Origin of the sequence: Micromonospora sp. MH99 (assembly GCF_021442385.1) — a bacterium.
In the GTDB taxonomy this organism is placed as follows: Bacteria; Actinomycetota; Actinomycetes; order Mycobacteriales; family Micromonosporaceae; genus Micromonospora.
This window is the reverse complement of record NZ_MUZA01000007.1, coordinates 102228-114969: the sequence shown is the minus strand read 5'-3', so window position 1 is coordinate 114969 and position 12742 is coordinate 102228. Positions and strand designations below refer to the sequence as shown.

General features: G+C 74.3%; 9 protein-coding genes. 7 read left to right on the top strand and 2 right to left on the bottom strand.

Annotation, left to right across the window (positions count from 1 at the left end; all coding sequences use genetic code 11):
- Nucleotides 1–193: 193 nt before the first annotated feature.
- The 5 genes from B0E54_RS06095 to B0E54_RS06075 all read left to right on the top strand — a co-directional run bounded on the left by B0E54_RS06095 (nt 194) and on the right by B0E54_RS06075 (nt 5529).
- Nucleotides 194–1303, top strand: a complete 1110-nt coding sequence (locus tag B0E54_RS06095; RefSeq protein ID WP_234582266.1) for a ricin-type beta-trefoil lectin domain protein — start codon at nt 194–196, stop codon at nt 1301–1303.
- A gap of 163 nt (nt 1304–1466) precedes the next feature.
- Nucleotides 1467–2588 carry a hypothetical protein gene (locus B0E54_RS06090; protein WP_234582265.1) on the top strand — a complete coding sequence of 374 codons (1122 nt, stop codon included), beginning with the start codon at nt 1467–1469 and terminating at the stop codon, nt 2586–2588.
- 84 nt (nt 2589–2672) lie between these two features.
- On the top strand, nt 2673–3722 hold the full coding sequence (locus B0E54_RS06085; protein WP_234582264.1) for a nitronate monooxygenase: 1050 nt from the start codon (nt 2673–2675) through the stop codon (nt 3720–3722).
- Nucleotides 3723–3789: 67 nt separating this feature from the next.
- Nucleotides 3790–4881, top strand: coding sequence for an SRPBCC domain-containing protein (locus B0E54_RS06080; protein ID WP_234582263.1), 1092 nt, complete (start codon nt 3790–3792; stop codon nt 4879–4881).
- Nucleotides 4882–4896: 15 nt separating this feature from the next.
- Nucleotides 4897–5529: a hypothetical protein gene (locus B0E54_RS06075; RefSeq protein ID WP_234582262.1), complete on the top strand. Its 633-nt coding sequence runs from the start codon at nt 4897–4899 to the stop codon at nt 5527–5529.
- Nucleotides 5530–5569: 40 nt separating this feature from the next.
- On the opposite strand, the gene B0E54_RS06070 is transcribed toward B0E54_RS06075, so the two are convergent.
- Nucleotides 5570–7606, bottom strand: a complete 2037-nt coding sequence (locus B0E54_RS06070; protein ID WP_234582261.1) for a glycosyl hydrolase family 28-related protein — start codon at nt 7604–7606, stop codon at nt 5570–5572.
- A gap of 220 nt (nt 7607–7826) precedes the next feature.
- Between B0E54_RS06070 and B0E54_RS06065 the strand changes: the two genes are divergently transcribed.
- Both B0E54_RS06065 and B0E54_RS06060 read left to right on the top strand, forming a co-directional pair.
- Complete coding sequence (locus B0E54_RS06065) at nt 7827–8930, top strand: NYN domain-containing protein (protein WP_234582260.1); 1104 nt, start codon at nt 7827–7829, stop codon at nt 8928–8930.
- 113 nt (nt 8931–9043) lie between these two features.
- A complete protein-coding gene (locus B0E54_RS06060) occupies nt 9044–11710 on the top strand; it encodes an AAA family ATPase (RefSeq protein WP_234582259.1) in 2667 nt (888 codons plus the stop codon).
- A gap of 65 nt (nt 11711–11775) precedes the next feature.
- Here the strand turns inward: B0E54_RS06060 and B0E54_RS06055 are convergent, their stop codons facing one another.
- The gene (locus tag B0E54_RS06055) at nt 11776–12738 is read right to left on the bottom strand and encodes a hypothetical protein (RefSeq protein ID WP_234582258.1); all 963 of its coding nucleotides are present in this window, start codon (nt 12736–12738) and stop codon (nt 11776–11778) included.
- Nucleotides 12739–12742: the final 4 nt, after the last annotated feature.

Genomic DNA, 12742 nt, shown 5'->3' with positions numbered 1-12742 from the left:
TCCGGTGGCGGCGCCGGTCCCCGGAAACCGTTCGGCGCAGCCACCACGGCGTTCGGCTCGTGGCCGTGCCGGGCCGGGTCCGGCGCACCTGGCTGATAGTCGATCATCGATGGATCGGTTCGGATGTGGTCGCCGTTGGGGCGGACGGCGTGCCACGACGGTCCCGAACGACCCACGAGGAGAGGGATCAACCATGCGAGGGAACGCACGACGGGCCGCCGCCGCGGTCTTCGGGCTCGCACTGGGTGCCGTACTGGCGCTGGCCCAGGTCGCACCCGTCCAGGCCGAGTCGAACGGCGGGGTACGCGTGCTGCCGCTCGGCGACTCGATCACCGACGGCTTCAACGTGCCCGGTGGGTACCGCGTCAACCTGTGGCAGCGGTTGGCCGGCGGCGGCTACACAGTCGACTTCGTCGGCTCGCAGTTCAACGGGCCGGCCAGCCTCGGCGACCACGACCACGAGGGCCACTCGGGCTGGCGCATCGACCAGCTCGACGCCAACATCGTCACCTGGTTGCGTGCCACCGACCCGCGGACGGTCCTGTTGCACATCGGCACCAACGACATGAACCAGAACTACGACCTGGCCAACGCGCCGGCCCGGCTCTCCGCGCTGATCGACAAGATCAGGGCGACCGCGCCCGAGGCCGAGCTCTTCGTCGCCACCATCGTCCCGGAGTCCGACCCGAATCTGGAGGCCCGGGTGCGGACGTACAACGCGGCCATCCCCGGGATCGTGGCGCAGAAGGGCAGCCGGGTGCACCTGGTCGACATGCACGAGGCGTTGAGCACGGCCGATCTCGCCGACGGCGTCCACCCCAACGCCGGCGGGTACGACAAGATGGCCGCCCGCTGGTACGACGCGCTGCGCTCGGTGCCGGGCAGCCTCGTCCCACCGGTCGGGCCGCCGGTCGGCACCCCGGTCGGCCTGGTCAACCCCAACTCCGGGCGTTGCCTGGACGTCTCCGGCGCCAGCACCACCGCCGGCGCCCCGGTCATCATCTGGGACTGCCACGGCGCCGCCAACCAGCGCTGGACCCGTACCGCCGCCGGGGAGCTGCGGGTCTACGGTGACCGCTGCCTGGACGTGCCGGGCGCCGCGAGCGCCGACGGCACCAGGGTGCAGATCTGGACCTGCAACGGCGGCGCCGCCCAACGGTTCACCTTCCGCTCCGACGGGGCGATCATGCTGACCAGCGTCGGCAAGTGCGTCGATGTGGCATCGGCCGGCACGGCCAACGCGACAGCCGTCCAGCTCTGGACCTGCAACGGCGGCGGCGCGCAGCGCTGGTCCACGAGGTAGCGGTCCGGCGCCGGTCCACCTCGTGCCCCGGTGGACGCCCGCCCCTTTGCGCCCGGTCGGCCGCGCGATGTCGTCGGGTCCGCGCGGATCGTCGCCGCCGCTGGTCGCGATCGGCCAGGATGGGCGGGGCGGCCGGGCCACGGCTGCGGCGAGGAGGCGGGCGATGCGGGTACGCGGCTGGGTGGACCGGGGGCGGTACGCCCGCGCGGCGGCGACACTGGCGGCTCTCGTCGCCGGCGCGGTGCCGCTGGCCGCGGTGCAGTCGCCGGGTCCGGCGGTCGCCGGCGCGGCGTCGGCCGGGGTGAGCGTGTGCCAGGTCCGCGACGACCGGCTCACCGAGATCTCCGGGATGGTCGCCACCGACGACGGGTACGTCGTGGTCAACGACGGCGCCGACGACGAGGCCCGCCTCCGGATCTTCTTCCTGGACCGGCGCTGCGCGGTGGCGCGGACGGTCAGCTACCCCTCCCGGCCTCGCGACACCGAGGACCTGGCCCTCGGCCGGGACGGCACCATCTGGGTGGCCGACACCGGTGACAACGACCGCAACCGCGAGACGATCGCGCTGTGGCGGCTCGCGCCGGGGGCGGACCAGCCGGTGCTGTACCGGATGAAATACCCGGACAATCCGCACGACGCCGAGGCGCTGCTGCTCGACGCGGCCGGCCAGCCGTTGATCATCACGAAGGGCGGCAGCGGCACCGTCGTGCTGTACTCGCCGACCACCGCGCTGAAGCCGGGGGCCACTACACCGCTGGCCTCGGTCGGCCGGGTGGTCCTCCCGTCCAGCACCACCAGCAACCCGTTCTCGTTCCTCGGGCGGGGCGTCGTCACCGGGGCGGCGAACGCGCCGGACGGCCGTCGGGTGGTGCTGCGGACCTACGCCGACGCGTTCGAGTACGACGTGACCGGCGGTGACGTGGTCGCCGCGCTGACCGGTGGCACCCCACGGGTCATGCCGCTGCCGGACGAGCCACAGGGCGAGTCGGTCACCTACAGCCGCGACGGCCGGTCCCTGCTCACCGTCTCCGAGTCCGCCGACCAGCCGGCCGGCAGCCGCCCGACGATCCTGCGGTATCCGGCCCCGACGGCGACGGCCGCCGCCCCGCACCCGGCGGAGTCCACCACGGCGGCGCCGCCGTCGTCCCCGCCGGCCCGCCCGGCCGCACAGGCGGCCGGCATCGGGGGCGGTCGGGCCTGGCCGCTGGCCGCCGGCGCCGGGACGCTGTTGGCACTGTTCGCCGTGGCCGGGGTGCTGTGGCGCCGGCACACCGACCGACGCTGACCGACGGCGGCGTGCACGCCACGGTGTGCGGGCGGGCGCCGCGTCGCGAGCCGGAGGGCCGGCGCGCTGCGGCAGGATGGGTGGATGTCCGTGCTGTCCGAGCTGCGCCACCCGATCGTCGCCGCGCCGATGGCCGGCGGCCCGTCCACCCCGGCCCTCGTGTCGGCCGTCTCCGCCGTCGGCGGGCTGGGCTTCCTGGCCGCCGGCATGATCGACACCGCGCGGCTGGTCGCCGACATCGCCGAGGTGCGCGCGCGTACCGACCGGCCGTTCGGGGTCAACGTCTTCCTGCCCGGTGACGACACGGTCGACGAGGCCGCCGTCGGGGAGTACGCGCGGCGGCTCGCCCCGCAGGCCGACCGCTTCGGGGTGCGGTTGGGCGAGCCGGTGGGCGGCGACGACGCGTACCCGCAGAAGCTGGCCGCGCTTCTCGCGGACCCGGTCCCGGTGGTGTCCTTCGCTTTCGGGCTGCCCGACCGCGCCGTGGTGGCCGCCCTGCGGGAGCGCGGCACCGAGGTGTGGGCCACGGTCACCGGCCCGGCCGCCGCCACGGCCGCCGCCGAGCTGGGCGTGGACGCCGTCGTGGTGCAGGGCACCGAGGCCGGTGGGCACCGGGGCGGGATGCCGGACGACGACGACTACGCGCTGTTGCCGCTGCTCCGGCTGGCCGCGGCGCGGTGTGACCGGCCGTTGGTGGCCGCCGGTGGCATCGCCGACGGCCCCGCCCTGGCGGCGGCGCTGGCCGCCGGGGCGCAGGCCGCCCAACTCGGCACCATGTTCCTGCGCTGCCCGGAGGCGGGCAGCTCACCCCTGCACCGCGCGGCGGTGGCCAGCGCCGCGCCGACCGCGTTGACCCGGGCCTACACCGGCAAGCGGGCCCGCGGCGTGGTCAACGACTTCCTGCGTACGCACGACGCCGTCGCGCCGGCCGGCTACCCGCAGGTGCTGCACCTGACCCGTCCGCTGCTCGCCGCCGCCCGGCGCGACGGCGACGCCTCGGTGGTGAACCTGTGGGCCGGGCAGGCGCACCCGCTCGCCCGGGACGTACCGGCGGCCGAGCTGGTCGTCGAGGTCAGCGCCGCCGCCCGGGCCGCGCTGACGGCGGCGGCGCAACGGGCGACCCGCTGGGGCTGACCAGGCGACCTGTCGTCGATCCGGGCGGGCGGAACGGCCCGGACGCGCAACCCGTTAGAGTCTCGCCGTGATCGAGATCGGCGCGGACGTCGACCTGTCCCACCCACCCGACCGGGTCTGGCTCGCTCTGACGGATCGGGAGCTGCTCGGCCGCTGGTTCGCCGAGGCGGACATGGTGGAGGGGGTGCCGGACCGGCTGCTGCTGCACACGGCCGGCCTGCCCGGCTTCGACACCGACGTCGAGGTCGAGGTGACCGAGCGGCGGGTGCCGGAGCTGCTGGTGTTGCGCTGCGACGAGGCCGGTCGGCTCACCGAGCTGACCTGCGCCGTCACCGCCACCAAGCAGGGCAGCCGGTTGACCGTGCGGGAGGTCCCGACCCACGGTTCGTGGTCGGACGAGCAGCACGGGCCACGCGAACAGCAGCTCCGGCAGGCGTTGACCGTGCGCCTGCCGGCCATCCTCGACTGGCTCGCGTTCCAGCAGGTCGATCTGCGGCGTGGCGTCGCGGGGATGACCACCGAGCTGCCGGTGCTCGGCGCGTCCGGCCCGGCGCCGTCCCGGCGTCGTGCGGCGGTCGCCGGACTGGCCGCGGTCGTGCTGGCGGCTGCTCTGGTGGCGTGGCTGACGCTGCCGGGGGAGCCGGAGCATTCCGCCGCGCCGACTCCCGCCTCGACGCCGACGCCGACGACGCCGCCGAGCATGGCGGCGGCGGCGCCGACCGCGCAGCCGACTGTGACACCGTCGGCGCGACCGTCGCGCAGCGTCACGCCGACCACCGCCCGTCCGAGCCGCACCCCGTCGGCGACGCCGTCGCGTACGCCGACGGCGGCGGTGCCGCCGCCCCCACCGCCGCTGGCGGCGCGCTACGACACCGACTCGAGCCGGCTGTTCGGCTACACGGGGGAGGTGGTGGTCGACAACCCGGGCCCCGCGCCCGCGGAGCAGTGGGTGGTGGTGGTGACCCTCGCCGAGGGCAGCAGCGTCGACGACGTCGAGGGAGCGGACTGGCGTCAGGACGGGCAGGCCATCACCTTCAGCGGCCTGGCCGTGCCCGCCGGCGGGTCGCGGACGATCCGGTTCGACGTCCGCGACAGTCGGCCGAAGGCCAGGGAGCCGGAGGGCTGCACGGTGGGCGGCAACCCGTGCGCGGGGCTCTGACTAGGCTCCTGAAGCATGGCACTGCTGCACCGGGCGACACTGCGCCCCACCAAGCTCGAACTGCTGACGACCTGGCTGCCCGACCGACAGTGGTGGCAGGGGCCGGCCGGCATCGACGTCGTGAGTCGGGGGGCGTACCGCTTCGACGACCCGGCCGGCGAGGTCGGCATCGAGACCATACTGGTCGCCGCCGGTGACTCCCCGGTTCACCAGGTCCCGCTCACCTACCGCGCCGAGCCCCTGCGCGACGCCGACGAGTGGCTGGTCGGCACGACCGACCACTCGGCGCTCGGCCGCCGGTGGGTGTACGACGGCTGCGCCGACCCGGTCTACGCGGCGGCGCTGACCCACGCCATCCTGGCCGGCGCCGGGCAGGCGGAGCAGTACTTCGAGGTCGACGGCCGGCGCGAGGTGCGACCGCCGACGATGGCGATCGACGTCAGCGGCGACGGCGGGGCGGTGCCGGCGATCGGCGCCGTCCGGCAGGTCGTCGACGACGTCGACACGGTCATCGTCACCGACGCGGTGGAGCTGGTCGTGGTCCGCCGGCCGGCCGCCGGGGCGGTCGGAGCGCAGGGCGCCGTCCTGACTGGCGCCTGGGACGGGCAGCCGACGACCGTGCCGCTGGCGTACGCCCGGAGGCGGTGACGGCGGTGGGCGGCCCGACCGATCGGGCCGCCCACCGCGTTCACCACTGGGCCGGAGGCGGCGGTGGTGCCACCGGCGGCCGGTCGTCGCAGGTGATGGTGTTGGGCAGCAGCCACGGGGCGAGCCAGCCGCCGTCGTTGCCGCCCAGGTCGGTGAGGGTGAACTCCGACCCGGCGGGGGTGAAGTGGAACGACCCGCAGTTGTTCACGCCCACCGCTCCCACGTTGCGGGCGTCCACGTTGGCGAACGAGGCCGACCCGGCCGAGCGGGCGCTGAGCACCGACGTGCCGGTGCCGTCGACCCGGACGTCGCGGAAGCGCACGTTCGTGATCGAGTAGAGGTCCTTCACCGGCCAGTCGCTGACCAGCATGATCGCGTTGTAGGTGCTGTCCAGGTACGCGTCGCCGGTCACCTCGACGTTCGCGTCGATGCTGCGGTCCAGCGCGAACATCCAGATGGCGCCGAGCCCGATGTTCCAGTTCAGCTCGTACGTCCCGGCGCGGGCGGTGGTGTTGGCGGTGAACCGCAGGTAGCCGGCGAACGGTTCCGCGCCGAAGCGCGCCCCGGCGTGCAGCCCGCTGCCCTCGCGAACCGGGTCGGCGACGAGGTTGTTGGAGACGGTGGTGTCGGTGCCGCCGTAGATGGCGATGCCGTTGGCGAGCGTCGGTGACTGCACGGTGTTGTGGTCGAACGTGTTGCGGGCGTTGGCCGTCTTCTCCGACCACATCGCCAGGCCGTCGTCACCCGTGTTGCGCACGAAGGTGTGCGCGACGAGGGAGTCGGTCACGCCGGTGTGGAAGTTGAGCGCGTCGGCGATCTGGTCGACGACGATGGTGTTGGTGACGCGAACGTTGCGCATCGGCCCGTCGAACCACAGACCCGCCTTGGTGTGCCGCAGGTGCAGCCCGTCGATCGTGGAGTCGCTCATCGCACCACCGATCGCGTTGACCTGGTCGGTGTCGATGCGCTCGCGTACGTCGCCCTCGATGGCGAAGCCGGAGAGATGCACGTTCCGGCTGCCACCGTCGGCGGCGTCGCGACCGTAGAAGCCGACGCCGGTGTGCACCGAGCCGTCCGGCGCGGGCGTGGACAGGGCTACCTCGCGGCCCTTGAAGATCGTGTACCAGTTGCCCGCGCCCTCGATGGTCACGTCGTCGACGATGATGTGCCGGTTGACCTGGTACGTCCCCGGCGGGACGTAGACCTTCAGGTGGGTACGCCGGGCGAAGGCGACGGCCTTGTCCAGGGCGTCGGCGGAGTCCCGGCGACCGGTGGGGTCGGCGCCGAACGCCAGCACGTTCGCGGCGAGCAGCCGTACGCGCGGCGGTGCGACCAGTTCGGAGTCGAGCAGGTCGATGACCGTCCACGCGGCGGCGCTGCCGGCCGGCGCGGTGAGCCGGACCGTGTCGCCGGCCCGGTAGGTGCGCCCGAGCAGCAGCCGCTGTTCGTCGTAGAAGTGGGTGGGCCGGAACGGCGTGCTGATGCTCGGGTACGGCGTGGTGGCCGACGGCACGCACTGGCACTCGGTGATCCACCAGTCCGGGTGCAGCAGCCCGGCCTGCGGGTCGTTGGTGAACGGGTACTGGTTGTAGAGCCACGAGTACTGCGAGGTCAGCGTCATGGTGTGGACGTTCCTGCCGTTGACGGCCACCCGCAGCGGCGCGGTGATCCCGCCGCCGGCGGGCGCGTCCGGGATGCTGTACCGAACGGTGATGCCGTTCGCCGCGCTGGGCAGGACGAACTCGACGTACTCGCCGGGGGTGAGCCGGACGGCGCGGCGGCCGGACGCCTCGGCGGGCAGCGTGTAGGCGGACCGGTCGGGGCCGATGACCTCGCCGTTGGTGCGGACGTTCTCGGCCTCCTGTTCGACGAAGTCGACGTCGGCGCCGCGTCCGGCGACCAGCGCCGGGTCGAGCGCCGCCCGGGTGACGACCGGCTGTGCGCCGGACGAGCCGGGTGGGCCGGCGGCGGCCACTGTGGGCCCGGCGACCAGCACGGCGAGGCCGGCCGCGAACGCGACGGCGGTGGCGACCGGGCGGCCCGGGCGTCCCCGTGCCGGCAGGATGCTGCGAAACATCGGTGATCCTCCTGGTGGGGTGGTGGTGGAGGTCCGCCCGGCGTTCCCCCGGACGCCCGACATTGATCGTCATGATGCAGCACCGAACATCGCACTGCAAGACAACAATCGAAGATTGAAAAGAGTCGACTATCAGGCCGCAAGAAATGGACGGTTGGCGAGTTGAGGTGTCGCGCGTCGCGTGCGCCCTGACCACCCCGGCCGGCGTAGGCTGAGCCGCGTGGATCAAGAAGACCGGATCGCACTGTTCCTCGACTACGAGAACCTGGCGTTGGGGGCCCGCGACCACCGTGGCGGCGCGGACTTCGACTTCCGGCCGATCGCCGACGCGCTGGCCGAGCGGGGGCGGGTCGTGGTGCGCCGGGCGTACGCCGACTGGTCGTACTTCGACGAGGACCGCCGGATGCTCACCCGGTCCCACGTCGAGCTCATCGAGATCCCGCAGCGCATGGGCGCGTCCCGCAAGAACGCCGCCGACATCAAGATGGCCGTCGACGCGATCGAGCTGGCGTTCGAGCGCGACTACATCTCCACCTTCGTCATCTGCAGCGGCGACAGCGACTTCACACCCCTGGTCCACAAGCTCCGCGAACTGAACAAGCGGGTCATCGGCGTCGGGGTCGAGGGGTCCACGTCGGCGCTGCTGCCCCCGGCGTGCGACGAGTTCCTCTACTACGACCGGCTGGAGGGTGTGGACATCCCGCCCACCCGCAGCCGGCGCGGTCGCCCGACCCGGCAACCCGGCCCCGACCAGCGTCCGCCCGAGCCGGAACAGCAGCGCGAACAGGAACACGAGCAGGAGGCCGAGGGGCGGCCGGCGGGTGAGGAGCCCGGCCGGGACGTGGACGCCCTCGCCGTACAGGTGGCCCAGACGGTGGCCGGGTTGCAGGGCAGCGCGAGCGGCGAGGTGACCGCCTCCCGGCTCAAGCGCACCCTGCTGCGCAAGGACCCGACGTTCAGCGAGTCCGACTACGGCTTCCGTACCTTCGGTGAGCTGCTGCGCCACCTCGCCGAGCACAACGTGATCGACCTGGCCGAGGGGCCCGCGAAGGGCGACCCCGAGGTGTCCCTGCCCGAGCACGGCGACCGGGAGGTCGCCTTCGGGCTGCTCCGGGGCGTGGTGGGTGAGCTCGGCAGCGCCGGGAATCCGGTCGCGCTCTCCGGTCTGAAGAACCAGCTGCGCCGGGCCCGCCCCGACTTCAGCGAGAAGAAGCTCGGCTACCGCAGCTTCCTGCAGTTCTGCAAGGCCGCCGCCACCAGCGGCGCGGTCGACCTGCGGTGGAGCCCGGAGGCCGACGACTACCTGCTCACCGCGCAGGGGTGAGCGACCGCCTCCGGTAAGGCCCCTGCCGGCCATCGACAGCTGTCGAGCGGAAGTGCCGGGACTGCCCATAGGGTGGACGGCAGGGCTGCCCCGAGGGCGAGGTGACGGTCGGCATGTCGGGACGTGGCGAATGGACACTCGTCGGCCGCGACGACGAGCTGAAGACCATCGAGGACGTCGTGTCGGCGCGGGCGCCCGGCCTGGTGCTGGTCGGCGACGCCGGGGTGGGCAAGACGCGGCTGTTGCGCGAGGCGCTGGCGCGGGCCGCCGAGAACGGCGTGGAGTGTCACTGGGTCTCCGCGACCGGCGCGGCCCGCTCCATCCCGTTCGGGGCGGTCTCCCACCTCATTCCCGCGCCCAATCGACCGCGCGTCGACCCGATGGGCCTGGTCGTCACGGTGGAGCGCGACTTCGCCCGCCGCAGCGCCGGGCGCCCTGTCATGATCGGCATCGACGACGCGCACCTGCTCGACGAACCGTCCGCCGGGCTGCTGCACCAACTCGCCGTACACGGCCTGGCGGTGGCGGTGGCGACGGTCCGCGCGGGTGAACCACTCTCCGACGCTCTCACCTCACTGTGGACCGGCTCGGGCCGGCGGCTGGAGGTACGCCCCCTGCCCGCCACCGCCGTGGACCACCTGCTCGACGAGGCGGCGCCGGGGCCGCTCGACGCCCTCAGCCGCCGCCGGCTGCGCCAGCTCGCCGACGGCAACCCGCTGCTGCTGCGGGAGCTGCTGGCCGACGCGCTGGACACCGGCGGGCTGCGGGAGTCGCGAGGCGTCTGGCGGTGGCGCGGCACCGCGTCGGGCAGCCCTCGGCTGGCCGAGCTGGTCAGCGCCCGGCAGCGTGCCCTGGAACCGGCAGCCCGTCAGGTGCTGGAGGTGGTCGCCTGCGGTGAACCGCTCTCGCTCGCCCTGCTGGAACGGTTCGTCGATCCGGCCGCCATCGAGGCGGCCGAGCGCAGCGGCATGGTGGTCGCGGAGCGCTCCGGCGCGCGGACCGCGCTGCGGATGGCCCATCCGCTCTACGGCGAGGCGCTGCGCGCGAGCATGCCCGCCAGCCGGTCGCGCACCGTCTTCGGGCAGCTCGCCGACGTGCTGGCGAGCATGCCGCTGCGCCGCCGCGACGACGCGCTGGTCGCCGGCGTGTGGCAACTGCGCTCGGGCAGCGTCCGGCATCCGGGCATCGCGCTGGCCGCCGCGCGGCAGGCCATCGACCGGTTCGACATCGACCTGGCCGAGCGGCTGGCCCGCACGGCGTACGACGCCGGGCAGGGCTGGGAGGCGCAGTGGCTGCTGGCCCGGGTGCTGCAGTACCAGGCGCGCAGCCAGGAGGCGTTCGACATGCTGCCACCGGCGCCGCCGCCGGGCAGCAAACACCTCGCCATCTGGGCGATCACCCGGGCCGGGCTGCTCTACTGGGGTCTGGACCGGATCGACGAGGCGCACGAGACGCTGCGGATGGTGCCGGCGGGCTCGCCCGGGTACGACCTGGCCGAGGCCACCCGGTCGTGGGTGCTGTTCTACGACGGCCGCTGCGAGGCGGCGCTGGCGGTGGGCCAGGCCGTGCTGGCCCGGGCCGACACCGGCGTGCGGGCGGCCAGTTGGGCGACAATGGGCGCCGCCTCGGCGGCCGGGATGCTCGGCCGGCTCGGGCTCGCGGCGGAGCTGGCCCACAAGGGCCGGGCGGTGCTCGCCGCCGAGCCCGAGCACCTGCCCTGGAACGAGGCGCAGGTCGGGCTGGGGCTCTGCTACGCCCGGTACGCCGCCGGCGAGCTGGCCGGTGCCGTCGAGCTGGCCGACGAGGGCTACCGCGCGGCGGTGGCCAGCGACGCGCGGGGGATGGTCGCCGTGTGGGCCGGGTTCCGGGGGATCATCGCCAAGTCGCAGGGGCAGCTCGACGGCGCCGAAGCCGACCTGCGCGAGGCCGTCGCCCTGGTCGAGGAGAACGACCAGTACCACCTGGTGCGGACGTACTGGGCCGAGCTGGCCGGCGTCCGTGCCCTGGCCGGCGACCTGCCCGGCGCCCGCCGCTGGCTGGCCGCGGCGGACGCGCGGGAGCGGACCGCGAACCGGATCTTCCACCCGTGGGTGGAGCTGAACCGCGCCTGGGTGCAGGTGGCCGAGGGGGATCTCACCGCCGCCATCCGCACCGCCCGGAATGCCGCCGACCTGGCCCGGGGCAGCGAGCAGCCCACGATCGAGGCGGTGGCGCTCTACGAGTGCGCGCGGCTGGGCGCACCGGAGCCGGTGCGGGACCGGCTGACCGCCCTCGCGGACCGGCTCGGCGGGCTCGCGTCGACCCTCGCCACCGCTGCCGACGGTCTGCTCCGCGACGACGGGCCGACCCTGGAGGCGGCCGTGGACGACCTCGTCGTCCGGGGCCACACCCTGCTCGCCGCCGAGGCGCTGGGCGCCGCCGCCCGGGCGTACGCCCGCCGTGGTCGACCCCGGCTGGCGGTGGCGCAGCGAGCGGCGACGCTGGCCCGTGCCTGCCACGGCGTACGCACACCACTGCTCGCCGCTACCGCTCCGGGCGCGGAGCAGGCGACGCTGACCCGCCGCGAACGGGACGTCGCGCTGCTCGCGGTCGACCTGTCCAGCCGCAGCATCGCCGACCGACTCGGGTTGTCGGTCAACACCGTCAACAACAACCTGGCCCGCGTCTTCACCAAACTGGGCGTGCGCAACCGCCGGGAGCTGGCAGTCGTGCTCGGCCACGAGCGGCCGGACGTACGGGCGGCGGGTCACCGCGAGCGATCCAGCCTCGACAGTAGGTAAGGGCGACTGATCTACCGGGTTACCGCACACCTTTCTACCGTGCGGTAACACACCTACCGGTGCACTCAGTCCCTGGAGGACGGCATGAGCCAACTGGATCCAAGCGGACCACCGGGACGGCGACCCACCAGGTCGTTCCACGTCCACAATGTTCTGTTCGTCGCCACGGTGGCGGTGGCGGTCGCCACGGTCACCGCGGTCGTCGCTCCCGCAGCCGGCGGCGCCTCGCCCACCCCGGTGAGCGCCACACCCGCCGCGGTCTCGTACGACGCGCCGCCCTGCACCCGGGAGCTGGAGGGCACGACCTGGCTGCTCGATCCGTGCGTCAAGCCGGGCGCGAAACTTCCGGTGGAGGTCGAGGCGCGGCTCGCGCAGATCCGTACCCAGAACGCGGCTGCCGCCGCCGACTGCCCGGACCCGAGCGGTTCGCCGTCGGCCTCGACGTCGGCGACACCGACCCGGCAGACCCGGCCTCCGGTGACGGCCCAGCCGGTCGCGCAGCGGGCTCCCGCCGCGACCGCGACCGCCCCCACCTCGACGGCGTCGCCCACCGGTTCACCCTCCTCAACGGCGTCGCCCACCGGCTCGCCCTGCCCCTCGGGCAGCGCGTCCCCCTCCGGGAGCGCGTCCCCGTCGGGCAGCTCATCCCCGTCGGGCAGTTCGTCTCCCTCGGGTAGCGCGTCTCCCTCGGGTAGCTCATCCCCGTCGGGTAGCGCGTCGCCCTCGGGCAGCGCGTCGCCCTCGGGCAGCGCGTCGCCCTCGGGCAGCTCGTCCCCCTCGGGTAGCGCATCGCCCTCGGGTAGCGCGTCTCCGTCGGGTAGCTCATCCCCGTCGGGCAGCGCGTCGCCCTCGGGCAGCGCGTCTCCGTCGGATAGCTCGTCGCCGTCGGGCAGCGCCTCACCCAGCGGCTCGTCGTCACCCAGCAACCCGCCTGACCCAACCGACGGGCCGCCCTGGCCCACCGGCGGGCCGACCTCGCCGCCGCCCCCGCCGCCGACCGGCTGCCCACAGGTCAACGGCAACCCCACACTG